Annotated in this window: 27 protein-coding genes and 1 riboswitch; of the genes, 10 read left to right on the plus strand and 17 right to left on the minus strand. The window is 40.6% G+C overall.

Annotated features, from left to right (window positions below; genetic code table 11):
• Window positions 1-9: 9 nt before the first annotated feature.
• Window positions 10-471 (minus strand): hypothetical protein, encoded by a 462-nt coding sequence (locus A374_RS10310; protein ID WP_007202150.1) that lies wholly within the window; start codon window positions 469-471, stop codon window positions 10-12.
• Window positions 472-685: 214 nt separating this feature from the next.
• Between A374_RS10310 and A374_RS10315 the strand changes: the two genes are divergently transcribed.
• Complete coding sequence (locus A374_RS10315) at window positions 686-1,786, plus strand: CapA family protein (protein WP_007202151.1); 1,101 nt, start codon at window positions 686-688, stop codon at window positions 1,784-1,786.
• 53 nt (window positions 1,787-1,839) lie between these two features.
• On the opposite strand, the gene A374_RS21300 is transcribed toward A374_RS10315, so the two are convergent.
• Both A374_RS21300 and A374_RS10320 read right to left on the minus strand, forming a co-directional pair.
• Window positions 1,840-1,971: a hypothetical protein gene (locus A374_RS21300; RefSeq protein WP_274517055.1), complete on the minus strand. Its 132-nt coding sequence runs from the start codon at window positions 1,969-1,971 to the stop codon at window positions 1,840-1,842.
• A gap of 86 nt (window positions 1,972-2,057) precedes the next feature.
• Window positions 2,058-2,654 (minus strand): sulfite oxidase-like oxidoreductase, encoded by a 597-nt coding sequence (locus tag A374_RS10320; RefSeq protein ID WP_007202152.1) that lies wholly within the window; start codon window positions 2,652-2,654, stop codon window positions 2,058-2,060.
• Between the two features lie 105 nt (window positions 2,655-2,759).
• On the opposite strand from A374_RS10320, the gene A374_RS10325 reads away from it, so the two are divergent.
• Window positions 2,760-3,350, plus strand: a complete 591-nt coding sequence (locus tag A374_RS10325) for a biotin transporter BioY (protein ID WP_007202153.1) — start codon at window positions 2,760-2,762, stop codon at window positions 3,348-3,350.
• A gap of 49 nt (window positions 3,351-3,399) precedes the next feature.
• Here the strand turns inward: A374_RS10325 and A374_RS10330 are convergent, their stop codons facing one another.
• The 4 genes from A374_RS10330 to A374_RS10350 form a co-directional block, all read right to left on the minus strand.
• Window positions 3,400-4,716 (minus strand): Na+/H+ antiporter family protein, encoded by a 1,317-nt coding sequence (locus tag A374_RS10330; RefSeq protein ID WP_007202154.1) that lies wholly within the window; start codon window positions 4,714-4,716, stop codon window positions 3,400-3,402.
• A gap of 141 nt (window positions 4,717-4,857) precedes the next feature.
• Complete coding sequence (locus A374_RS10335) at window positions 4,858-5,790, minus strand: cation diffusion facilitator family transporter (RefSeq protein ID WP_007202155.1); 933 nt, start codon at window positions 5,788-5,790, stop codon at window positions 4,858-4,860.
• A gap of 724 nt (window positions 5,791-6,514) precedes the next feature.
• On the minus strand, window positions 6,515-8,005 hold the full coding sequence (locus A374_RS10345; RefSeq protein WP_007202157.1) for a leucyl aminopeptidase: 1,491 nt from the start codon (window positions 8,003-8,005) through the stop codon (window positions 6,515-6,517).
• A gap of 24 nt (window positions 8,006-8,029) precedes the next feature.
• Complete coding sequence (locus A374_RS10350) at window positions 8,030-8,422, minus strand: DUF309 domain-containing protein (RefSeq protein WP_007202158.1); 393 nt, start codon at window positions 8,420-8,422, stop codon at window positions 8,030-8,032.
• A gap of 143 nt (window positions 8,423-8,565) precedes the next feature.
• On the opposite strand from A374_RS10350, the gene A374_RS10355 reads away from it, so the two are divergent.
• Entirely contained in the window at window positions 8,566-9,048 is a 483-nt protein-coding gene (locus A374_RS10355; protein ID WP_007202159.1) for a divergent PAP2 family protein, read from the plus strand.
• 14 nt (window positions 9,049-9,062) lie between these two features.
• Window positions 9,063-9,860 carry a cobalamin-binding protein gene (locus A374_RS10360; protein ID WP_007202160.1) on the plus strand — a complete coding sequence of 266 codons (798 nt, stop codon included), beginning with the start codon at window positions 9,063-9,065 and terminating at the stop codon, window positions 9,858-9,860.
• Window positions 9,861-9,918: 58 nt separating this feature from the next.
• Here A374_RS10360 and A374_RS10365 read toward each other — a convergent pair whose 3' ends face one another.
• From A374_RS10365 to A374_RS10390, 6 genes are all read right to left on the minus strand, one after another.
• A complete protein-coding gene (locus A374_RS10365; RefSeq protein ID WP_007202161.1) occupies window positions 9,919-11,193 on the minus strand; it encodes an MFS transporter in 1,275 nt (424 codons plus the stop codon).
• Between the two features lie 239 nt (window positions 11,194-11,432).
• Entirely contained in the window at window positions 11,433-12,107 is a 675-nt protein-coding gene (locus A374_RS10370; RefSeq protein WP_007202162.1) for a 3D domain-containing protein, read from the minus strand.
• A gap of 88 nt (window positions 12,108-12,195) precedes the next feature.
• Window positions 12,196-12,513, minus strand: coding sequence for a YuiB family protein (locus tag A374_RS10375; protein WP_007202163.1), 318 nt, complete (start codon window positions 12,511-12,513; stop codon window positions 12,196-12,198).
• Between the two features lie 557 nt (window positions 12,514-13,070).
• Window positions 13,071-13,196: a YuiA family protein gene (locus A374_RS20820; protein ID WP_007202165.1), complete on the minus strand. Its 126-nt coding sequence runs from the start codon at window positions 13,194-13,196 to the stop codon at window positions 13,071-13,073.
• Window positions 13,197-13,338: 142 nt separating this feature from the next.
• Window positions 13,339-13,767, minus strand: coding sequence for an NUDIX hydrolase (locus A374_RS10385; protein WP_050979739.1), 429 nt, complete (start codon window positions 13,765-13,767; stop codon window positions 13,339-13,341).
• Between the two features lie 151 nt (window positions 13,768-13,918).
• Window positions 13,919-15,121 carry an NAD(P)/FAD-dependent oxidoreductase gene (locus A374_RS10390; protein ID WP_007202167.1) on the minus strand — a complete coding sequence of 401 codons (1,203 nt, stop codon included), beginning with the start codon at window positions 15,119-15,121 and terminating at the stop codon, window positions 13,919-13,921.
• Window positions 15,122-15,585: 464 nt separating this feature from the next.
• Between A374_RS10390 and A374_RS10395 the strand changes: the two genes are divergently transcribed.
• Both A374_RS10395 and A374_RS20620 read left to right on the plus strand, forming a co-directional pair.
• A complete protein-coding gene (locus A374_RS10395) occupies window positions 15,586-16,566 on the plus strand; it encodes an NAD(P)/FAD-dependent oxidoreductase (protein WP_007202168.1) in 981 nt (326 codons plus the stop codon).
• A gap of 18 nt (window positions 16,567-16,584) precedes the next feature.
• Window positions 16,585-16,755 carry a hypothetical protein gene (locus A374_RS20620; protein WP_156793197.1) on the plus strand — a complete coding sequence of 57 codons (171 nt, stop codon included), beginning with the start codon at window positions 16,585-16,587 and terminating at the stop codon, window positions 16,753-16,755.
• A 169-nt stretch (window positions 16,756-16,924) separates the two neighbouring features.
• Here the strand turns inward: A374_RS20620 and A374_RS10400 are convergent, their stop codons facing one another.
• Window positions 16,925-17,281 carry a HesB/IscA family protein gene (locus tag A374_RS10400; RefSeq protein WP_007202169.1) on the minus strand — a complete coding sequence of 119 codons (357 nt, stop codon included), beginning with the start codon at window positions 17,279-17,281 and terminating at the stop codon, window positions 16,925-16,927.
• 333 nt (window positions 17,282-17,614) lie between these two features.
• On the opposite strand from A374_RS10400, the gene mqnE reads away from it, so the two are divergent.
• Window positions 17,615-18,709, plus strand: a complete 1,095-nt coding sequence (mqnE, locus tag A374_RS10405; RefSeq protein WP_007202170.1) for an aminofutalosine synthase MqnE — start codon at window positions 17,615-17,617, stop codon at window positions 18,707-18,709.
• Window positions 18,710-18,751: 42 nt separating this feature from the next.
• Here mqnE and A374_RS10410 read toward each other — a convergent pair whose 3' ends face one another.
• Complete coding sequence (locus tag A374_RS10410) at window positions 18,752-18,988, minus strand: hypothetical protein (RefSeq protein ID WP_007202171.1); 237 nt, start codon at window positions 18,986-18,988, stop codon at window positions 18,752-18,754.
• Between the two features lie 193 nt (window positions 18,989-19,181).
• Window positions 19,182-19,332, plus strand: a riboswitch (FMN riboswitch).
• 177 nt (window positions 19,333-19,509) lie between these two features.
• On the opposite strand from A374_RS10410, the gene A374_RS10415 reads away from it, so the two are divergent.
• Window positions 19,510-20,088 carry an ECF transporter S component gene (locus A374_RS10415; RefSeq protein WP_007202172.1) on the plus strand — a complete coding sequence of 193 codons (579 nt, stop codon included), beginning with the start codon at window positions 19,510-19,512 and terminating at the stop codon, window positions 20,086-20,088.
• 66 nt (window positions 20,089-20,154) lie between these two features.
• On the opposite strand, the gene A374_RS10420 is transcribed toward A374_RS10415, so the two are convergent.
• A complete protein-coding gene (locus A374_RS10420; RefSeq protein WP_007202173.1) occupies window positions 20,155-20,391 on the minus strand; it encodes a YuzB family protein in 237 nt (78 codons plus the stop codon).
• Window positions 20,392-20,604: 213 nt separating this feature from the next.
• Between A374_RS10420 and A374_RS10425 the strand changes: the two genes are divergently transcribed.
• Window positions 20,605-21,669, plus strand: a complete 1,065-nt coding sequence (locus A374_RS10425) for an NAD(P)/FAD-dependent oxidoreductase (protein ID WP_007202174.1) — start codon at window positions 20,605-20,607, stop codon at window positions 21,667-21,669.
• Window positions 21,670-21,763: 94 nt separating this feature from the next.
• On the opposite strand, the gene A374_RS10430 is transcribed toward A374_RS10425, so the two are convergent.
• A complete protein-coding gene (locus tag A374_RS10430) occupies window positions 21,764-22,090 on the minus strand; it encodes a YuzD family protein (RefSeq protein ID WP_040340526.1) in 327 nt (108 codons plus the stop codon).
• A 172-nt stretch (window positions 22,091-22,262) separates the two neighbouring features.
• On the opposite strand from A374_RS10430, the gene A374_RS10435 reads away from it, so the two are divergent.
• Entirely contained in the window at window positions 22,263-22,502 is a 240-nt protein-coding gene (locus A374_RS10435; protein ID WP_007202176.1) for a NifU family protein, read from the plus strand.
• Window positions 22,503-22,731: the final 229 nt, after the last annotated feature.

The raw sequence follows: 22,731 nt of genomic DNA on the forward strand, positions 1-22,731 counted from the left end.
TTGTGTTAGTTATGAATGGTCTTTGTCACTAACGTTCGTCTTCTGATCTTCTTGATCATGTTTAGCAGGCTTTTGATCGGACTGTTTCTCGTTCTGATGTTCTTTCTCTGAAGCGTCCTCTTTCTTTTTGTTATCTGCTTCTTCTTTATGATCTTGCTTTTTTTCTTTCACAGCTTCTTCACTTGGTTTCTTATCTTCTTTCTTTTTATCTTCTTCTTTACACTTAGACTCTTTTTCATCTGTTGCTTTCTGATCCTTTTCATCCTTTTGATCCTTGCAATCTGGTTCTTTCGCCCAATGCCCTGCCGTAATAGTTCCTTTTACGGTGGCTTTTGAATAAAACTCAGCGTTTGTAGGCGCATACATTGCTATGAAAATAAAGAGCAGTGCATAAAAGGCGACGCCAACTTTCATCGTCAGTATGTATGTAGAATGCTGTCCTGATAATAGTTTATTAAAAAAATTTCTCAACCTGTCTCCTCCTTGTATGAGAGTCGATTCAGAGAACGATGCGTTCTATTTAAAGAACAATGTAACATTAGTATAGAACATATAGACCATAATTAAAAGCCTATAAAACTGGTTATTTTTAACCGTTTATGACTATGATAGAACTATATTTCTTCATTAATCTTCCTTTATCTTAATTTTTCGTAAATTTAGAAAACAAAATGGGGGGAATGACATGAAATTTAGAAGGTTATCGGTTATTTTGTCTGTTTTCGTGTTACTTAGTGCGTGTGCGCAAGAAGAGAAGCCACAGAAAAAAGAGTCAAAAGCACAGCCAACACTTTCTCATTCTCAAGAAAACGTAACGTACACAACTCTTGGGGCAGCAGGGGATGTCCTCATTCATGATGTGCTATACAACAAAGCAAAGCGGCGCAACGGTACCTATGATTTTAACTTTATGTTCCAAGATGTAGCGCCGTATTTACGGAAGCCGGATATTATGATGGTTAATCAAGAATCGATGATTGGCGGTCCTGCCCTTGGCATCTCTACCTATCCATCATTTAATTCACCATATGAAGTAGGCGACGCACTCAAAGCGAACGGTGTTGATCTTGTTACCCTTGCTAATAATCACACGTTAGATCGTGGCAAACAAGCCATTCTCAATGCAACAAATCATTGGAATAAGATTGGCATGCCGTATACAGGTGCTTACGCTTCTCCAAATGATGCTAAGAAAATTAGAACCATCACAAAAAACGAAACGACCTTTGCTTTTTTAAGCTACACCTATGGGACCAATGGCATTCCTGTACCGCAAAATCAACCATACTTAGTTAACCTTATTGAACCTACTACAATTGCACATGATATTAGAAAAGCAAAAAAGAAAGCAGATGTTGTCGTACTTAGCCTTCATTTTGGTAATGAATATGAGCGCATGCCGACACCTAAACAGAAACAGCTTGTCCAATTAGCAGCTGATGCCGGCGCGAATGTGATCATCGGTCATCATCCACACGTTCTTCAACCAGCTACATGGGTAAAAAGTAAAAATGGTGGCAGTGCCTTTGCCATTTACTCGCTTGGTAACTTCATATCCGGTCAGCGGGGAAATTATAAGGATATTGGTGGAATTCTAACACTTACGATTAAAAAAATAACGAAAAACAAGCATACTTCTATTGAAATTGAAAACCCTGCCTTTTTACCAACATGGGTAAATAAGTCGTGGATTATTCAACCGATGAAAGACATTCCAGCTATGAAACATAGCTACGATTCCATTAAGCAACATATGAAACAGCAAGTACCTAAGCTTGCTTTCTAACGAAAAAAAAGAAACCGTGCGACTTTTTGCTAAATCGCTCGGTTTCTTTTTCATTACTTATTAAAAGATGTAATTACGCGTTCCACACACTGATCACAAACGGTAATTTGCTCTTCTTCAAAGCTCATGAGCTCACCTGCACATACAATACAGCGATCATCTTCTGCTGTGAAAGGATTATCCACGCTTCTTTATGCCACCACCTTTGCTTTTTATTTATGACTTGCTCTATACAAGTTTTATGCAAAAGGGGCTTCTTTATGTATGGCTTCTAATCCCATGTGAAACGTTGCTCTTTCCATGGATCACCATAATTATGGTACCCATTTCGTTCCCAAAATCCTGGTGTATCAAGTGGCAAAAACTCAATTCCGCGTAACCACTTTGCGCTTTTCCAAAAATATAAATGAGGAAAAACGCCACGCAACGGATAGCCATGTTCAGGTGAAAGAAGTTCGTTATTATGCTTCATCGCGAGCAAACTTGTCTCTTTTAGAAAATCTTCAATTGGTAAATTAGCTGTCCAACCTTCCTCTGCATGCAACAAAACGTGCTTAGCTAAAGGATGAATTCCGCATGAGGCGATGACGTCCTTTACCAATACGCCCTCCCACGTATTATCTAGCTTGGACCAGCCCGTGACACAATGGATATCGTTCACAACCGTAGTCTTTGGAAGCTGTAACAACTCCTTATATGTAAAGCGCTTAGGACGTTCCACCATACCATAGACGTGTAAATCCCACTCATCCAACGATGGATAGTGCGGAACATTTCCATAGTGTAGTACAGGCCATCGTTCTGTTACATTTTGATTGGGAGGGACTCTTCCATCATCGTTACGTTTACGGCGTTTTCCAAAATACATGGTAGCTCCTCCTTTTCGTTAACCCTTTAATAAAATAAAGTTGACAATCATTCTTTCTGTACTTTAAAGTAAACATAGAACATAACTATTTTTTGAGGTGACATCATGAAATTTAAACCTATTGATTTAACATTAGCGGCTATGTTCGCTGCTCTAATGGCGATTGGCGCAAATATTACCGCTTGGATTCCTGCTCTTGCCTTTGGGTCTGTTCCCCTTACGCTACAAAATTTTTTCTGCGTATTAGCTGGACTTTTACTCGGACGTCGATTGGGCGCTGTTTCGATGATTGTTTACTTGCTCGTTGGTCTCATCGGTGCTCCCATTTTTGCTGGTTTTACCGGCGGATTCGCTACCATTATGAAACCAAGTTTCGGCTTTATTTTATCATATATCGCTGGTGCTTATGCAGCTGGGCTTATTGTGGATCGCAGCAAAAAGCCAACGTTCCCAACGTTCCTCGTTGCAGCCTTTGTTAGTTTAGCGGTAAGCTATGTTATTGGTACAACGCTTCTATACGTCGCGCTTACAAATTGGGCAGCAGTCCCTGGAATCACATACCTTAATACTTGGAAAGGTATGCTCGTTTTTATTCCTAAAGATCTTGTCTTAACCTTCGTTACGGCGGTCATTGCTCCGCGCATTTACTATGCGATTTCTAAAAATCGAACGTCACATACACAACGTTACGCATAGAGTTCTATAAAAAAATCGTCCACAGTCATCTGATTGTGGACGATTTTCTTTATAGTACCATGCTAGCAATAAAACCAAACACGATTAATGGAATATTATAGTGTAGAAACGTCGGAATGCACGTATCCCAAATATGATTATGCTGTCCGTCAACATTTAACCCGGACGTTGGTCCAAGTGTGCTATCGGAGGCTGGTGAACCAGCATCACCGAGCGCTGCTGCTGTTCCAATAATCGCAATCGTAGCCGGTACACTAAAGCCAAGTTGAATACAAAGTGGAACAAAAATGGTTGTAATAATCGGAATGGTTGAAAATGAAGAGCCAATTCCTAATGTAATGAGTAAGCCAATAATTAGCATGAGCAATGCTCCGATGGCTTGACTGCCTCCAATGAGTGAAGCGCTTTGTTTTACAAGCGTCTCAACATCGCCTGTCTTACGAAGAACAGCAGCAAACCCTGCCGCAGATAGCATAACAAAACCGATAAAGGACATCATTTTCATCCCATCTGTTAATAATGCATCTGATTCTTTCACGTTAAAGCTTCCGCTAAAGTATAAAACAATAATACCGCTTAAAGCGCCAAAAATCATAGAGTCAGTTACTATTTGAACGATTAATGTTGCAACAATGGATAGACCTGCAACGATTAGCGAGCGCTTCGTATAGGTATGCTCTTCTACGATTGCCGCATCACTTTGTTCATTATAGCTTCGCGGTTTACGATAACTAATGAATACAGCTACTAACAATCCGACGATCATGCCGAGAGATGGAATTGTCATAGCACGAGGAATACTATCTAACGCTACATTTAAACCACTTGCTTTCATATTCGTATGAAGCACTTCATGAAAGATGCTACCAAAGCCAACCGGAAACCACATATAAGGCGTAATTAAGCCGAACGTAATTACGGATGCGATGAGGCGACGATCAATCTGTAGCTCGTTCATAATTTTTATCATCGGTGGAATAAAAATAGGAATAATCGCAATATGAACCGGTATTAAGTTTTGTGAAAAACACGAAAGCATGAGTACAATAAGAACAACGAGTGCTTTCGATAACGATTTCTTAGCGCTTTCTCCTTTACGGCTAACGAGTTTCAGAGCACTGCGCACAAGGACATCTGGTAACCCTGTCTTAGAAAGTCCTAAAGCAAAAGCACCTAGCATCGCGTAGCTAAGCGCGACAATGCTATTATCTCCTAAGCCATTACTAAATACTTGAATCGTTTTCTCGAAACCTAGCCCCCCTGTAAGGCCTCCAATTAAGGCACCTACTACTAATGAAAGTACAACGTGAACACGCAATAAGCTAAGCACGAGCATGATCACAATCGCAACGATGACTGAATTCACTGAAATTCCCCCTAAAACCAACACTTTATTCCGCTAAATCGATAATGTATTAAATCATTTACAAAATTAACACGAATAACGTCGAATGTCAATGTAAAAAGCTGAATGGGTTGAACCCATTCAGCTTTTTACATTTCCTTATTAGTTATGTGCCAAAAATTGCTTGCCATATTCACCATGATGATGAATGCGCGCATTTTCAATTTGAATCGTTGTATGTCTTAATTTGTATTTCTCTTTTAACATTTCGTTAATCGCTAAAATAACACAGTGTGGTTGAATATGTTCAGCGACAAAAACATGGGCAGTTAAAGAATGATGTTCAGACGTGATTGTCCATAAATGAAGCTCATGAACATCTTCTACGCCTTCAATTCCATGAATATCGGCGCGAATGGCTTCTACGTCTAATTCTTCCGGCACAGCCTCCATTAAGATATGATAGGATTCTTTAATAATCTTAAAACCACCTGTGAAAATGATTCCACCAATAATAACGGAAATGAGCGGATCAAACCAGTAAAAGCCTGTTAACTTAATGAGTATAGCAGATACAATTACACCGATAGAACTTAAGAGATCGCCGATAAAATGCCAAAGCGCACTTTGTACATTTAAGTTTTCTTCTTCTTTCATGCTACGACTAAGAACAATCGTTAAGATTATATTAACGACTAACCCAATAGAAGAAATCGTCATCATTAATGTGAAATCGATGGTTTCTTGATGAATAAATCGTTTAATACCTTCTATAAAAATTCCGATAGAAATAACCGCTAATGCTAGACCGTTTAAAAATGACGCAATAATTTCGAAACGCAAATAACCAAACGTATGCTTTGCATTCGGTTGTTTTGTCGCCATATAAATAGCTAACATACTTAAACCAAGTGCCAGAACGTCAGAAATCATATGAGCTGAATCCGATAACAACGCTAATGAATTAGAAAGCAACCCACCAATAACTTCAACGATTGTAAAAAATAACGTTAGCAGCAACGTAATCCATAACGTCTTTTTCGATTTCGCTTGAACTTTTACGTGGGGAAGATGATGAAAGTCATACTCTGCCATATGCGAACTCCCTTTTTTATAATAATTATAAAATAATAGTAATTTTATTATAATCATTTTTTATATGCTACGCAACCATCATTTTACACGATTAAAAGGACTTGGGATACACTATTTTCTCTGTTTTCTGGCGCATTTGCGAGCCTGGCTGTTGATTTGCTCTCTATTTGATTTCTTGCACTTGCTCTGAGGGAGGATTTGTCTTGTTTGCGCGCGATTCGAGTGCTTCTGTGCGCGAACTCACCAGGTCTGCGCGCGAATCCAGTACCTCTGTGCGCGAACTCACCTGGTCTGCGCGCGAATCGAATGCCTCTGCGCGCGAACGACCTTGCTCTGCGCGCGAATACTCTTTTCGCGATCATTGCATGGTTTGCACAGTATTTTACTCGTTTTTTGGGCGCATTCGCGAGCTTGGCTCTCTTTTTGATTTCTTGCACATGCTCTGAGGGTGGATTTGTCTTGTTTGCGTGCGATTCGAGTGCCTCTGCGCGCGAATCCAATACCTCTGCGCGCGATTCACTCTTTTCCCGATCATTATTTCTAGAGAACCCCCTCTCCCTCTCTGACATGCTCTTTAAGTTAACACGTTCACCGATAAGGCGTTGCGTTCATGACAGGAAACGTGAACGCAAGACACTCTAAAATGAAGCGAACAAGCAAAAAAAATGGCTTCAGCATCAAAAACGATGGTGAAGCCATTTTTTTATGAATGAAGGCTATTTACTTATTCCGCTTGCCATTGCATAGCCAGTCGCGCTAACGTACGCACCATGACGCCTGTGGCTCCTTTTGGCCCAAGATCCGAAGGTCTAGCACTAAATGCAGTACCGGCAATATCTAAATGCACCCATGGCGTTTCGCCAGCAAATGTACCAATAAATAAACCTCCCGTAATTGCATGACCTAGCCGACCACTCGAATTCGTAAGATCTGCTACATCGCTTGTGCGAATCATATCTTTAAACGGTTGATGACTCGGCAATAACCAGAGCAGTTCGCCTTCATGAGCAGCTACTTGTTTCAGTTGATGATACAGCGTTTCATCATTCGTGACTGCACCTGTTGTGCAATCGCCGAGAGCAACGGATACTCCACCGGTTAACGTCGCTACATCAACGACAGCATGAGCACCAAGCTGTTTTGCGTAGGTTACGGCATCTGCTAAAAGCAAGCGCCCTTCAGCATCCGTATTTTTCACTTCAATTGTTAAACCACTCAGCGAGGTAATTACGTCACCTGGTTTCATAGCAGCACCGTTAATTAAGTTTTCACAAGCTGGAATGACGAACAGCAGGTTGGTTTGCGGTCGCAATTTCCCAATGACTTCTAATGCCCCAATCACCGCTGCGGCACCACCCATATCACTTTTCATATCCACCATTCCAGTTGCTGTTTTAATGGAATAGCCACCTGCATCAAACGTTACACCTTTGCCTACAAGCGCTAAATACGGAGCATCCTTTTCGCCTCCTGTATATTTAGCTACGAATAACTTTGGAGGTTCCACAGATCCTTGTGATACGGCTAATAGAGCGCCCATCCCTAATTTCTCCATGTCCGCTCGCTCTAACACCTCATATTCCATATCAGACGAAATTGCCAGCTCTACGGCAGTACCGATAAGATCTGACGGAGTGAGTAAATTAGCAGGCGTATTAACGAGGGTTCGAGCCGTATTAAGCCCCGCTCCAAAAACAGCTCCTTCCTGTAGCGCACGATTTACCTCTTCTTTCGTATAAACGGTAACAGCTTTCAGCCAAACGTCTCGTTGATTAGATCGCTCTTTGTAATGCTGAATCGTATAGCTTGCGGAAAGAATCGCTTCACTAAATGCATGCGCCATCTGTTCAATGGCTACATTTTCCGTCGTAAACGTATCTAAAAGAATAGACACACTCTCGCGTTGATCACGATCTATTTCTTTTACGACTTTACCAAGTGCAGCTCTTATTCTTTCATAAGAGCTATCTTGTTTGCGTCCAAGGCCGATAAAATAGAGACGTTTCGCACCGATAATGCCAAACGTATGAAGTTTAGACAAAGCCTTGTAACTAGTAGAAATGTCGCCTTCTTTAAAGAGCTGCGTAATATGTCCGTTAAATGCTTCATCTATTTCCTTCACGTAGCCTTCTAGTTTTTTACGATCTGACCATACACCTATAATTAAAGCTTCATCATGATTGGCTCGTTGCCAATCTACTTTCGTTGTAAACATCTTTATTCCTCCATCCTAGTCTACTTATTGACGTTCCTCTTGCAGTACGAGAACAAGATCTGGAAATGAAGGTAACGTGTGAACCTGCTCAAATGGTACTTTATCAATGTCTGCAGGTATCCTCGCAATACATTGTTCCATAAACGTATGAACGTGATCTAAATCCAAGCCCCAATAAAGTGGACGATACGGTTGTATATACTCATAACCCGCTTGCATCATCGCCCGTGCTCCTTTTACATTTCCATATTCATAGTGATAAATGGCAACGGTCATTTGCAATAAGCCTTTAAGGAAATAATTATCTTTCTCCACCATCCATAGATCTTCTAATAAATCATGACACGTATAATAATCGCCCTCATTAAACGTAATAAAAAACGTATAATATTCCATCGGATACTGCTTGAGGTCCATGATTCGCCTCCACCATATAGACATACACTCATAGTATATGACCATCATATACTTGTAAGTCGGTAAAGAACAAGAAGATTGCTATGCACAAAAAAAGGGTAAAATAAAGCTAATCAATCCTTAATGAAGTGAGGAGAATGGTTATGGCATTATTAACGAATTTCCCGTTACTCGCTGCTTTATTCGGTGTCTTCATGGCACAATTTTTAAAAATCCCCATTACATATTTCGAAACGAAGCAACTTAAGTGGGCGTTGCTCATTAGTACCGGGGGAATGCCAAGTTCACATTCAGCCTCCGTGACAGCACTTGCTACAGCTGTTGGCCTCCAAGAAGGCTTTGGTAGTTCTTTATTTGCCATTGCCTGTATGTTTGCCATTATCGTGATGTATGATGCGAAAGGAATACGCTGGCATGCAGGAGAACAAGCTGCTGTGTTGAATAAATTAGTAAGCGACTTTCGTGAGCATGTAAAGCTCAGTAAAATGTTTCAAAAAAGCGGAGCAAAAGAAAAGCAACAGCAGCTGAAAGAACTGCTCGGACATCGACCAAGTGAAGTGTTTGTTGGCGCTGTTCTCGGGATCGCTCAGACTCTCTTCATCTATTGGCTTTTTTTCGTTCTGTAAGGAGTGGTTGATTCATGAGATTAATTTCAATATGCCCAAGCAATACAGAGCTTGTGGATTATTTAGGTTTAACGGAGCAGCTTGTTGCTGTTGATGATTTTTCCGATTGGCCAAAGCGTGTCCAAATGCTGCCTAAGCTTGGCCCCGATCTCTCGATTAATATGGACATGGTGGAAGAATTAAAGCCAGACCTTGTGATTGCGTCACTCAGTGTACCTGGCATGGAAAAAAACATTGCTGAACTGAAGCGCCGCAATATTCCGCATGTCACGTATAATCCCCAAACATTAGAAGATATCGGTAACGATTTGCTTGATCTTGGACGACGTACCGGCGTAGAGAAACGCGCACAACAGCTTGTTACGCAATATAAACAGTCGCTTAAAGAATACGCGGCGTTTGCTGAAACGGTAACAGAAAAGAAAAAATTGTATTGGGAATGGTGGCCAAAGCCTGTTTTCACACCTGGTAAACTAAATTGGTTAACAGAAATCTCTCAGCTTGCTGGCGGTGAGAATGTATTTGCTGATGTTGAGCTTGCCTCCATCCAAACGACATGGGAGGACGTCGTGTCGCGTGATCCCGATGTGCTTTGCATTGCCTGGGTAGGTGTACGTCAAACGAAAGTAAAACGATCCGTCTTAGAGAAGCGTCCTAACTGGCATGAGCTTCGCGCAGTTCAAAATAATAAGGTTCATATTCTCGAAGAACATTTATTTTGCCGACCATCTCCACGCTTGTTAGATGGACTGAAGAAATTACACCGGTTGCTTTGGAACGAACAACCACTGCAATCCTCCACAAAATCTTAAGCAGCAATGACAAGAAATCGCCACGCGCTTTTTTAGCACATGGTGATTTCTTTGTTTTTCACAAAACAGCGCTGCGCTTTTCCTCCTCACTTGAGCGGTTTTTCTTCTGTTCTACAATAAGCATGCTGCCAAGTAGTCCAGCTATTGAAAAAACAGCGGGTATGAGCAATCCATAATGATAGCTTTCCACTCCATTTGTTTGTGGAAAAGCATCTAACACTTTTCCAAAAAAACTCGGCAATAACACTGCACTTAAAAAACCACCCATGTTTGCAAACCCTGAAACAGCGCCTACTTTCTTTACAGAAAAGGAAGCTCTGACAATTGCAAATGTTAATCCACTTGCTCCGTTACCAATTCCAATACAGCACAGCAAGACCACAACAAGTGTAAAGGAAGGATGAACACCACTAAAAAATAGCCCCATCCAACTCAGTACTACGAGGAAATGAATGCTCATATATACTTTTTTAATGGCTCCTAATCTACTAGCAATCCATGTAACGAGCGGCCCGCCTAGCATCGCCCCAAATAGTCCATACATCATAAGCTGACTCGCCTCTGGTCGATTCATTCCAAACACATGAATGCCATACGGAACGCCCCAAGAACCGATAAATCCAATATACGTTCCTACAAGTCCGAAATGACAGAGAAACGTAGCCCATGCCTGTTTTTCACTAAATAATGCTTTTAGTGTAGGTAAGATTCTCTCTCGCTCTGTAGGCTTATTCTGTTTAACACTTTCCTTAAATCGTTTTTTCGGCTGAGCAATAACAATCAAGTAAATGAAATAACTCGTCACACATAACGTAATCGCGATTGTAGCAAACGGCATTCGCCATCCACTCACTGACATCCACATGGAATATGGAACCGTTGCAGTAAGAGACCCAAGACTGCCTGCCATCGTTACGAGTCCGAGTAAACGAACAAATTCCTGTGAAGTGAACCACGTATTAAGCAACAGAACAACATTTACGAAAATGGCTGCATCTCCTGTTCCAGCTAAAAACCTTGAAAGGAGCAGTACGTATTCATTAGGTGCCACACTTAACAATAAAGCACCGATGCCATTTATTAACGTTCCAATCACTAAAAAATAAGTGGGACCATATCTGTCAGATAGGAGGCCTACAGGAATTTGCAAGCCTGCATAGGCAAAAAATTGCAAGCCACTCATAAGACCAATAACTGATGCCGATACGCCAAAATCCTTCATCAGTTGATCGGTAATGAGTCCAGGAGCCGTTCGCTGGCTAACAATGACAAAGTAAGCAAACAACACCACACCAAATACAATCCAGCGATAACGGCTTGTTTGTTTGTTCATTTTCAAATACATCCCTTTCTAAAACCAACGTCAAAGAGAGCCGTATAAGCGTATACGCACCCTACTTAAAGCGTTTCTTATTTATATTAATTAAGTAAACACTACTAGTAGCATACCGCACTCTCTACCCTTTCGTCTTACATTGCTCTCAATTTAGTACCCAAGACCTACTAGCCAAAGTTCCAAAGAAAAAACCGTTTTAGAGTAATCCTTTACTCTAAACGGTTTGATATCAACCATTACATTTTTTTACGAAGTGCACGAAGTGACTTTTGCTCATTCCATGCTTTTAATTCTTGCTCTGTCACTTTCCCTTTTCCTTTTTGAACGACAAAAACGCGCAGGGTTTTTTTACCCCACTGCTCGTACACATCTTTTGTTGTTTCAAAATATAAATCAATTCGATGACCTTTAATCGCAGAGCCTGTGTCTGCAACGACACCAAAGCCATAGCCAGGAATAAACAGGATCGTACCAAGTGGAAATAGATGCGGATCCGCTGCAATCGTTGAATAGACATCTCGTTTCACTTTAATTCCTGATTTCGTAATGCCATAGGCTGGATGACCTTTTCTTTTTCCTGTTGATTCAACACCTGCTGTATACCCTGTAGCCGTTACTGCGATTGCTTCATAGTGCGTAGTATCAATTGCTAGTGCCGCTGCATTATTTTTTGCTTCAGCATGAATTTTCAGCGTACGATTCCATAATAGAGGTAATTGTTCAAGTGCGCTTGCCATGCCATCAATGACTTCAAACATTCCTTTTTGTATGGTTGATGTCTCTTCTTTTTTGCTTGCTTGCGCCCACAAGGCGATATCTTTTGGTTCAACGCCTGTTAAGGCATGCCAAGTTGTTGTAAAAGCAAGCAGAAATAACATAGTCATGATCAATCGCTTTATTATTTTTCTCATCGTGTTCGCCCCTCTCCCTAGTAGTAGTTACCAGGAAAGGAAACGTTTATACACCATGAAAAAAGACCTTCTATTCATTATAGAAGATCTAGAACATCTGATAGCCGCGAACACGAAGCATTTTAATCGCTACGCCAGCAAAAATGGCACCAATCATACCACTCGCTAAAATAAAAATATCAGCCATGGCTAAATGCATAAAATTCGTGCCTAACGCTGTAAAGCTTGTCCCAGGGCTTTTGAAGTAGGCAGCAATCCCTACTTTATCTACAATGAGCATGACAACAATTGGATAGGCAATCGCCATCACCCACGTCATGCGCAACAGCATATTCAGTAAGAAACCGATTCCAAAAAAAAGAACGATAAAAAGAAGCATCGAAACAAACATTTGCGGTACGTACATATGTCCCTCTCCCCTCTATGTCAGTGATAGTTTACTAAAAAAATGCAGATAAAGTCAATAAAAGGATAAAAAAAGACTTAGAACACACTACTTCCTTTGTTGCGTGGCGCATGCGGGGGAATTGACTTGGTTGCGCGCGAATGGAACTGGTCTGCGCGCGAACCGGAAGCTCCTGCGCGCGAACGGAACTGGTCTGCGCGCGAATCGGGGGGTCCTGCGCGCGATTGGACCTGGTCTGCGCGCGAATTGGGGGGGCCTGCGCGCGAACGGACCGGGTCTGCGCGCGAATCGGAATCGGGGACTCCTGCGCGCGAACGGACCGGGTCTGCGCGCGAATCGGGGACTCCTGCGCGCGAATGGAACTGGTCTGCGCGCGATTACAGAAGAGCTTGCTCCCTACTCCATTTTTTGGCTACAACCATACGCAAGATAATTTTAAAAATCAATCTAACGAGTGTCATAAAAAAATGGCTTGATCACCGAAACGGATGATGAAGCCATTTTTTACGTGTTAAGGCTGTTTATGTTCAGCCTCTTTCACACCTTTTTAAGAGACGTTATGATTTCTTTGAGGTTCCACTACCAGAACATTCTTCACAAGTTTCAGAGCCGCCGAGTAGAAGCTGAAAATAACCCTTTCCTCCACAATATTGACACTTTTCTTTCGTTCTTGTTGCTGTCATATGCGACACTCCCCTTGTTAGAATTTTCTGATAATATAACAAGAATTCTCCTACTTGAAAAGGGGTCATTATCGCTGATTTTCGTCATGTAAGCGGAAACAATACAGGTTTTCCTCTTAAATGTTTAAATTTTCTTACAATTTCAACGAATATCAAATAACTTATAAGATGTATAACGAAAAACATCGCCAGGATTTAATTGGTCATATAACATTTCTTCTTTTTCATTCATAAAGATTGGGACCATTAACGACGTTTGCTGATCGTTTAACAGTTCTTCTTTGCTCATAAAGCAAACTTCGGCAATTTCTCGTTCTTGTGCTTGTAATCTCCCGCCAGTTGCTTCAAGCTGAAATACAATCATATTGTCGCTTACTTCCTCAGCAATGACACCCGTTCGTAAGCCGATGATGCGCTGTACGGTAGTCTCAATCCCCGTTTCTTCTAAAACTTCACGAACAACCGCTTCGTCAGCCGTTTCATTAGGATTTACAAAGCCGGCAGGAAACGTCCATTTCCCTTGATTTCCTCCATATTTTTTCTTTACAACTAAATACTTACCCTCTTTCATGACAACGCCTGAAACACCAAGCCATACGTTTCCTCGTTCTTTTTTCACCTTGCTTCTCCTTTCTTAACCCTCTCTGTAGGTATCTCATGCATCATAAAACAACATTAAAAAAAGAGCAACGCCCCAAAGGAACGATTGCTCTTTTTTTACCTTAAAATAATTTCAATTTCCCTTTTTTCAAGACCATTGGTACGCCACCAAGTAAGAACAAGTAACGGTTATCAATGACTTTTTTCATTGCAGATGCGGAAGTACCGAAAAGTTTCTTGTTACCAACAACCCCGATTGCTTCTCCTTTACCAAGAGAGGCTACTGTACCTTTGTTATGGAACGTAAACTCTTCTAATTGGCCGCCACCTTTAATGAGTGTTTTCATATTGCGTCCTAGCGTGTACGCTTGTTGAATCGCAATTTGTGCAGTTGGTGGGTATGGACGATTAATTTCCTCGTTAATAATTAATGCGCAATCACCAACAACGAAAATGTAGTCATAACCTGGCATACGAAGATCTTTTTCAACTTTCACACGACCGCGCATTGTTTCAAAACCAGCTTCTTCTACAAGGTGATTACCGCGAACGCCACCTGTCCAAACAACGGTAGCTGCTTTAATTTCTTCACCTGATGCAAGAATAACACCATCTTCGTTACATTCTTTAATCGGTGTATTCACTAGGAATTCAATACCACGACGCTCAAGATTGTTAATGGCATACTCAACAAGTTCTTCATCAAAACCAGGAAGAACATTTGGCGCTGCTTCAATGTTAATCACACGAACTTTTTCACGTGGAATGTCGTATTCTTTGCAAAGTTCAGGAACACGATCTGCTAACTCACCAACAAATTCAATTCCTGTAAAGCCTGCTCCACCAACGATGATGTTAATCAAATCTTGCTTTTGACCTTCATTGTTGTAACGAGCGAAGCAATAGTCGATATGTTCACGAATTTCACGAACAGAGTTAATGCTACGAATGCTATAAGCATGCTCTTTAAGACCAGGAATGCCAAATGTCTCTGGATCAGATCCTAACGCAATAATTAAGTAATCGTATGTTAACTCGCCATTCTCAAGAATGACACGTTTTTCATCTTTTTTAATTTCTACTACCGTATCTTGAACAAAGTTCACACGATTCAAGTTAAGGGCATCATCAATCATAATACGCGTACGATCGTGGTGAAGCGTACCAGCCGCATTTTCATGAAGCCATGTTGTTTGGTAATGGTAGTTATGCTTGTTAACAAGCGTAATTTCTGCATCATTGGTGCCTAGTTCTTTTCCAAGGCGCACAGCTGACATCATGCCGCCGTATCCTCCACCAATAATCAAAATTTTTGGCTTACTCATTTTGATCACTTCCAGTTCGAATTTTTTTTAGTTTGACCTAACCTGGATCGAAATATGATAGATCAAAAAAGTTTGTGACTCTTTTCACTAAGTATGACACAAAAAAACAAAATACGTCACAAAATCAACATATTTTTCAACTTCATTTATCTTATTCCTTTTTCTACACAATTTCAACCGTTTTTTGAAAAAAACCATATAATAGTTGACACATCGTGAGGACTTAGTGTATAAAAGCCTTTTCTTTATCGAAATCATCGTTTGAATGGATTTCGTGTTCTACACTATCATAAACAGTCGGTACACTTAAAATGATATGTTTTGGTACTTTTTTCAACTATTTTAAATCTAAAGTGCGTTCCTTTTGCGTATACTTTGTTACGTACGAACCCTAGTCCTCTCTGCTGTCCATTTGCTATCTCTAATAGTATAATAAAGGAAGAAATCTTAACGGGGGTGTAAGTATGAAGGAAGAAAATCTATACGATATCACGATTATTGGTGGTGGTCCAACCGGGTTATTTGCTGCGTTTTACGGAGGCATGCGCCAAATGAAAGTGAAAGTCATTGAAAGCATGCCACAGCTCGGCGGTCAACTTGCTGCCTTGTACCCTGAAAAGTACATATACGATGTAGCTGGGTTTCCAAAAATACTCGCACAAGATCTCGTCAATAATCTCATTCAACAAGCAGAACAGTTCGAACCCCATATTGTATTGGAAGAATCTGTTAAAACCGTTGAAAAGAAAGAAGATATCTTTCATTTAACGACAGACAAAGAGACACATTATTCAAAAGCTGTTATCATTACAGCCGGAGTTGGGGCTTTTCAACCACGACGTCTTGAGCTTCCTAACGCCTCACAGTACGAAGGCAAGAACTTATTGTATTTTGTAAACGATTTGCAAGCTTTTCAAAATAAAAAAGTGCTTGTCGCTGGCGGTGGTGATTCAGCAGTCGATTGGTCACTCATGTTAGAACCACTTGCAAGTGAAGTGACTTTAACACATCGTCGCCCGAAATTCCGTGCACATGAACATAGTGTTGATCAGCTCCTCAATTCTTCCATTAAACTGAAAACGCCCTATCAAATAAAAGAATTAGTTGGTAACAATGAAGAGCTTACCGAGGTTATTCTTGAAAATGAAGGCATAGAGGAAAAAATAGCAGTAGACGCTATGATTGTTAATTACGGTTTTGTTTCATCGCTAGGACCGATCAAGAATTGGGGTTTGGACATTGAACGAAACTCCATTATTGTCAATTCCCGCATGGAAACAAACATTAAAGGAATTTATGCTGCTGGAGATATCTGTACGTATGATGGGAAAATTAAGCTCATCGCTGCTGGCTTTGGTGAAGCACCAACGGCCGTTAACAATGCAAAAACGTACATTGATCCGAAAGCTAAAACACAACCTCAACATAGTACGAGCTTGTTTTAAATCGTAAAGGAGTTACTTATGAATAGACAATGGACCGAAGATGAAATGCACGTAGCAGAACTTCTTCAAGATATACAACGCAAAATTGGCACCTTACACATTACCGATGAAGACTTTATGGAAACGGTAAAAGGTGAACTTCCAAAAATTCAACAATTACTTGATGAAGTGTTAGCGCACTTGGAATAAAAAGGGCATTGAGTGAGATAGCATTCTATGCTAAACTTACGTATGCAGACAAGAGCTGCAACCCAATAAAACACACACAACCCGATGTTGGCGCATCGGGTTTTTCTTTATATATATGAAAAAAAAAAACGATGAGCAGCGCTCACCGTTTTTCCTTTATCCATCTTTCTTAACACTCTTCTGGTGTCCCAGCATTCGTTGCGGTCTTAAACGATGAGCCACAGCCACATGATGCAATGGCATTTGGATTGTCAATCGTAAATCCGCCACCCATCATATTTTGTTTAAAATCAACGGTAGTACCGTTAAGAATTTTAGCACTTTCATCGTCAACGACAAATTTCAAGCCGTCCACTTCTTCTTCGTGATCGCCAGGCTGTACTTCTGTATCAAATCCCATTCCATAAGATAGGCCGCTACATCCGCCACCTTTTACACCAACGCGAAGAATTAATCCTTGCTCTTCTTCGGCAGCCATCATTTCTTTAATGCGGCTTACCGCTGCTTCTGTAAAATTTACAATCATGTCTACACTCTCCTTCATGGAAGGTTATCCTTAGTATAGTATACAAGTGAATGTTCTAACACTCAACCTTTACGTTTCCAATGTCCTTTCTCTTTCTTATTGATATTTCTGTTAGGAGCAAAGGGTGAAGGTTTTTTATAATCACAGCCCACGCTCTCCATTTTTCCCACATTTGGTGTCTTTTCTGCTTTTTAATGAAATATTTGCTACTCTTTTATAAAAAAGAAGTAAAGGTATTCATTTGTCTCTCCAAATAAATGAGCGTATAATAGACAGCGTGTTGAGCTGAAATATTATTACTTGACGTTTTTTTCGAATGGAGGAAGAGAGAGAATGGCAATCATTACACAAGATGCGAAAATTTTAGAACTCGCAGAAAAGATTCGCCACGGCGAACGTCTTTCCATTGAAGACGGGCTGTATTTATACGAAACAAACGACCTATTGGGCGTTGCGCAATTAGCGAATGAAGCAAATGAAATGAAAAATGGAAGCAATGTATACTTTATTGAAAACATGTACATTAATCCAACAAACGTATGTGAAGCTTCTTGTAGCTTCTGTGGGTTTAAACGCAAGCCCGGAGAAGATGGCGCGTATACGATGGATGAGGCGCAATTGCTTGAATATGTAAGCAAGCGTTGGAACGATAACATTCGTGAATTCCATATCGTAGGTGGCCATAATAACGAAGTACCTTTTGATTATTATTTAGATACGATTCGTACGTTAAAGAAACATTATCCAACGGCTTCTGTTAAAGCCTATACAGGTGCTGAAATCGAGTTCTTCTCTCGTCTTTCTGGTTTGTCTATGAAAGAAGTGATTGAAGAATTAGTAAAAGCCGGCTTAGATACAATGCCTGGTGGTGGAGCTGAAATCTTAACAGAGCGCTATCGTGAAAAAATGAGCCCAGATAAAGCATCCACGGATCAATGGCTAGAAGCACATGAAATTGCTCATAAGCTTGGCTTACGTACGCATGCGACAATGCTTTACGGATCCATTGAATCAAAAGAAGAACGCTTAATTCATATGGATCGTGTTCGTCGACTACAAGATGAAACAAATGGCTTCATGGTATTCATTCCATTAGCGATGCAACCACGTACAGCTTCTATGGGGCTTACACGTCGTACATCTGCATTCGATGATATGAGAACCATTGCGATTAGTCGTCTTATGCTTGATAATTTTGATCATATTAAAGCGTACTGGATTAACATTGGTGTACAATTAACACAAATGGCGTTAACGTTTGGCGCAGATGACATTCACGGTACGTTAATTGAAGAACGTATTTCTCACTCTGTAGGAGCCCTAACGTCTTCTGGTATTACGCGTAAAGAGCTTGTTCACTTAATTAAAACAGCGAACAAAAAACCGATTGAACGCGATACGTTTTACAATATTATTAAAGAATATTAAACAATTGAAAGAAGAACCGCTCCCATTTGGGACGGTTCTTTTTTACTGATTTCTTAGCTTTTCATTGCTCCAAAAATAGTCATCATCCGCTTGCACAATCGTCAATTTATTATGACAGCACGGCATTACCAATAGTTGCTTAATCCCTTCTTTCGCAAGCTGTAATTTATTTTCAGAAAATGAGGTTAGTACATTCTCTTGTTGACAAAATGGACATTCATTTACATAAATATCATTCATCACTTGATCATATGGCCAAGAGTTTTCAAACTTTAACATGCTGATCCCTCCTTACACCTAACTTATAAATAGCTGATGAATTCAGTATTCATTGTACAGCAAATGACCCTACTGTGTGCATCTATTCAGCATTTTTTTACCTTAACCATCGGTAAAAAAGTGGTAAAAGCATCATAGTTCACAAGCGCGCAATTATCAAGTATAATGAATGTACATTCAATTAAAAATAGCGATCCATCTTCGGGGCAGGGTGAAATTCCCGACCGGCGGTAATTGAAGATTCCCTCTTCATCAGCCCGTGAGCGCAATCGTTGCTAAAACGAACGTGCTGATCTGGTGTAACTCCAGAGCCGACAGTATAGTCTGGATGGGAGAAGATGACGGTGCACGTTCGGATTTAATTAACTGAACCTCAGTAGTGTTTTTTGTAACATCAAAAAACGCTCTCTTGAGCGATGCCTGCATTCTCCCTTAACGTCTTGTTCGTTAAGGGGATTTTTATGTACGCATCATGCACTGCATTTGAAATCATAGGATGGCGCAACAAAGGAGAGATTTCAATGCACAAGGGAAAAGTATACAAAATGGTGGCCGTTGCTATGCTAAGCAGCATTGCTTACGTCCTCATGTTACTTGATTTTCCATTTCCAGGTTTACCGGTTTTTCTACAAATTGATTTTAGCGAGGTTCCAGCTTTACTAGCAGCCATTATTTTCGGACCTTTGGCAGGATTAGCTGTTGAGGGAATTAAAAATGTATTACACTACGGGTTAATCGGAAATTTAACAGGCGTTCCTGTCGGTGAAGTGGCAAACTTTATTTCTGGTACGATTTTCATCTTACCGGCCTCTTACTTTGTGCGAAAATACCGTACAACGAAAAGTTTATCAGGTGGCCTCGTCATTGGAACAGTAGCGATGACATTAATGATGTCACTGTTAAATTACATTATTATTTTACCAGCGTATACATGGTTTCTTCATGCGCCACAAATGTCAAACACAGCGATGTTGAACTTAATTACGATTGGGATTGCACCATTTAATATTATTAAAGGACTGCTCATTACAGCATTGTTTGTGTTTCTCTATACACGTCTTGCACCATGGCTTAACAAGCAAGCCCAGCCGACGGTCTAATCATACAGTTGTTCTATTAAAAAAATGCGCTAGCAGCGATCTGCTAAGCGCATTTTCATTTATGGATTAGAACATTGGATTTTCATCTAAATGTTTGTAGATATTCGTGACAAGCTCATCTGCTGTCTCTCCGTGAACAATGTCTCCATTCACGAGGGCAAAAAGCGATCGTGCACATTGACCACAATACCCGAGGCAACCATATTCAATGACATCAAGATCATAATCTTGCTCTAACTTTTCTAGTGCGCGCTGGGCGCCACTTGCTAAGTTGCTGACACAAAATTCTATCAGTGGCTTCATTTCTTCACCTCGCCTTACGCTATTTATCGTAACTTGAATCATTATACCAGTCAATAAATGAGAGGTAATTATGAGCCTTTTAGTGAAAATGGTTGAGAAATCGTCACAATATGTCTATACTAAGTAGTGTTTGGAGAAAAATCGGTTATTGTTATTGTGTTGTCTTACATTATTTTCAATATACTTAGCGTCTGAAGAAAGAAGGGAAAGACAATGAAACATCTAGTATTACTTGGCGGTGGCTATGGCGGTATGCGCCTGATGAAGCGCTTATTAAATGCTTCAGATTTACCGTCCGATGTACAAATTACTTTGATTGACAAGAACCCTTATCATTGTTTAAAAACAGAATATTATGCTCTAGCGGCTGGTACGATTTCTGATCACCATATCCGCGTGCCGTTTCCAGAACATCCACAGCTTCACATTAAGTATGGAGAAATTACAGGAATGAATTTAGAAACAAAAGAAATTCATCTCCTTGATGAAGAACCAATCTCCTTTGATGAATTAGTGATTGGCTTAGGCTGTGAAGACAAGTATCATAACGTTCCTGGGGCAGCTGAATTTACACATAGCATTCAATCCATCGATAATTCACGCGATACGTACCAAACATTAAATAACTTACCTCATAACGGTGTTGTAAGTGTTGTTGGAGCTGGGTTAAGTGGGGTTGAGCTTGCTAGTGAATTACATGAAAGTCGCCCTGACTTAAAAATTAAGCTGTTCGATCGTGGACCAATCATTCTTAATGGCTTTAAACCACGCTTAAGTAACTATGTACAAAACTGGTTCATTCAACGTGGCGTTGAAGTGATTAACAACTCCAATATTACTCGTGTTGAAGAAGGCATTCTTTACAATCATGACACTGCGATTCCGAGCGATGCCATCGTTTGGACAGCAGGTATTCAACCTAATAAATTAGTTCGTGATCTTGATGTTGAAAAAGACCCACAAGGTCGTGTGATCTTAGCGAACTATCATCACCTTCCAGAAAACGAACATGTCTTCGTTGTAGGTGACTGTGCTAGCATGCCGTTCTCACCAAGTGCACAACTTGCAGAAGAACAAGCAGAACATATTGCTAAAGTCTTACTTTGCCGTTGGAAAGACGAGCCAATGCCTAAGCTTGATGAAATTAAGCTTAAAGGGGTAATGGGCTCACTTGGTAAGAAAAGTGGATTTGGTACGATGGGAAGCGCCTCTCTTATTGGACGCGTGCCACGTCTTTTAAAATCCGGGATTCTTTGGTTGTACAAATATCAAAACTAGCTCTTCGCCCGATCGTTGCTACGATCGGGCTTTCTTTATAAAAAAAAACGATGATTGGCGCACTATCACTAGCGCTGCAACCATCGTTGATCTTTTAAACAGCAGGATGTTGATAACCATGCTGTTGCATAATATCATAAATGTCTTTCAAGCGCGGATTTCCTTCTGCAATAATTTCATCATGAATGACAACAACAGGATAAAACAAATCTTCTTCCACAACACGTTGCGCAAAAAGGAAATTATCACCTTCTGTTGTCGTAAATATATCAACATACTCTACAATAAAAACCTGATTAGGAAACTTACGAGCGATTGCTGCTTCAAGCCACTCGGCCGTTTCTTTTGAGCTCGGTAAGTTTACACAACTAGCACACTTTTGTTCCCCACCGAACACTTTAATCGTAATTGGCTGTTTCATTTCCATTCTGCCACCACCCCACATGCATTTCCTTGCTTTCATTATTGTAAACGATTTCTTTCAGATAATAAAGTAAGATCTTCTTGCAAACAGATGAGTGCAAGTCATGGATTTTTTTTAGTGGAACCGATATAATAGAGATACAGTTTTCTATTGAAAGGGGTATACAATAATGGCTACTGAAACAACAATGCGTGAACAAGTAGAAGAAGTATTAGATAAATTACGTCCATTCCTACTTCGTGATGGAGGAGACGTTGAACTCGTAGATATCGAAGAAGGTATCGTTAAAGTTCGTTTGATGGGTGCATGCGGAAGCTGTCCATCCTCTACAATTACGCTTAAAGCAGGGATCGAACGCGCTCTTCTTGAAGAAGTACCGGGCGTTGTTGAACTAGAACAAGTATTTTAATGTAGAAAAGGCTGGGACATAAACAGCCCTCACTCATAAAAAATGGCTTCAGCATCAGTTTTTGATGCTGAAGCCATTTTTTCATATTAAGCAAGGAGTAGAGAACAAGCCCTTCTGTAAACGCGTGCGGGTCAGATCCATTCGCCCGCAGGAGCCCCTGATTCGCACGCAGACCAGGTCCATTCGCGCGCAGGCCAGGTCCGTTCGCGCGCAGGGGCCCTCGATTCGC

The organism is Fictibacillus macauensis ZFHKF-1 (genome assembly GCF_000269865.1).
GTDB lineage: Bacteria > Bacillota > Bacilli > Bacillales > Fictibacillaceae > Fictibacillus_C > Fictibacillus_C macauensis.

Coding starts and splice junctions, on each gene's coding strand:
- A374_RS10360 (WP_007202160.1), top strand. CDS start 9,063: ATGAGATTAATTTCAATATGCCCAAGCAATACAGAGCTTGTGGATTAT.
- A374_RS10420 (WP_007202173.1), bottom strand. CDS start 20,391: ATGAAGCCACTGATAGAATTTTGTGTCAGCAACTTAGCAAGTGGCGCC.
- mqnE (WP_007202170.1), top strand. CDS start 17,615: ATGGCAATCATTACACAAGATGCGAAAATTTTAGAACTCGCAGAAAAG.
- A374_RS10425 (WP_007202174.1), top strand. CDS start 20,605: ATGAAACATCTAGTATTACTTGGCGGTGGCTATGGCGGTATGCGCCTG.
- A374_RS10350 (WP_007202158.1), bottom strand. CDS start 8,422: ATGGACCTCAAGCAGTATCCGATGGAATATTATACGTTTTTTATTACG.
- A374_RS10430 (WP_040340526.1), bottom strand. CDS start 22,090: ATGAAACAGCCAATTACGATTAAAGTGTTCGGTGGGGAACAAAAGTGT.
- A374_RS20620 (WP_156793197.1), top strand. CDS start 16,585: ATGAATAGACAATGGACCGAAGATGAAATGCACGTAGCAGAACTTCTT.
- A374_RS10435 (WP_007202176.1), top strand. CDS start 22,263: ATGGCTACTGAAACAACAATGCGTGAACAAGTAGAAGAAGTATTAGAT.
- A374_RS10315 (WP_007202151.1), top strand. CDS start 686: ATGAAATTTAGAAGGTTATCGGTTATTTTGTCTGTTTTCGTGTTACTT.
- A374_RS10385 (WP_050979739.1), bottom strand. CDS start 13,767: ATGAAAGAGGGTAAGTATTTAGTTGTAAAGAAAAAATATGGAGGAAAT.
- A374_RS10400 (WP_007202169.1), bottom strand. CDS start 17,281: ATGATTGTAAATTTTACAGAAGCAGCGGTAAGCCGCATTAAAGAAATG.
- A374_RS10370 (WP_007202162.1), bottom strand. CDS start 12,107: ATGAGAAAAATAATAAAGCGATTGATCATGACTATGTTATTTCTGCTT.
- A374_RS10355 (WP_007202159.1), top strand. CDS start 8,566: ATGGCATTATTAACGAATTTCCCGTTACTCGCTGCTTTATTCGGTGTC.
- A374_RS10395 (WP_007202168.1), top strand. CDS start 15,586: ATGAAGGAAGAAAATCTATACGATATCACGATTATTGGTGGTGGTCCA.
- A374_RS10325 (WP_007202153.1), top strand. CDS start 2,760: ATGAAATTTAAACCTATTGATTTAACATTAGCGGCTATGTTCGCTGCT.
- A374_RS10375 (WP_007202163.1), bottom strand. CDS start 12,513: ATGTACGTACCGCAAATGTTTGTTTCGATGCTTCTTTTTATCGTTCTT.
- A374_RS20820 (WP_007202165.1), bottom strand. CDS start 13,196: ATGACAGCAACAAGAACGAAAGAAAAGTGTCAATATTGTGGAGGAAAG.
- A374_RS10390 (WP_007202167.1), bottom strand. CDS start 15,121: ATGAGTAAGCCAAAAATTTTGATTATTGGTGGAGGATACGGCGGCATG.
- A374_RS10410 (WP_007202171.1), bottom strand. CDS start 18,988: ATGTTAAAGTTTGAAAACTCTTGGCCATATGATCAAGTGATGAATGAT.
- A374_RS10335 (WP_007202155.1), bottom strand. CDS start 5,790: ATGGCAGAGTATGACTTTCATCATCTTCCCCACGTAAAAGTTCAAGCG.
- A374_RS10365 (WP_007202161.1), bottom strand. CDS start 11,193: ATGAACAAACAAACAAGCCGTTATCGCTGGATTGTATTTGGTGTGGTG.
- A374_RS10345 (WP_007202157.1), bottom strand. CDS start 8,005: ATGTTTACAACGAAAGTAGATTGGCAACGAGCCAATCATGATGAAGCT.
- A374_RS10415 (WP_007202172.1), top strand. CDS start 19,510: ATGCACAAGGGAAAAGTATACAAAATGGTGGCCGTTGCTATGCTAAGC.
- A374_RS10320 (WP_007202152.1), bottom strand. CDS start 2,654: ATGTATTTTGGAAAACGCCGTAAACGTAACGATGATGGAAGAGTCCCT.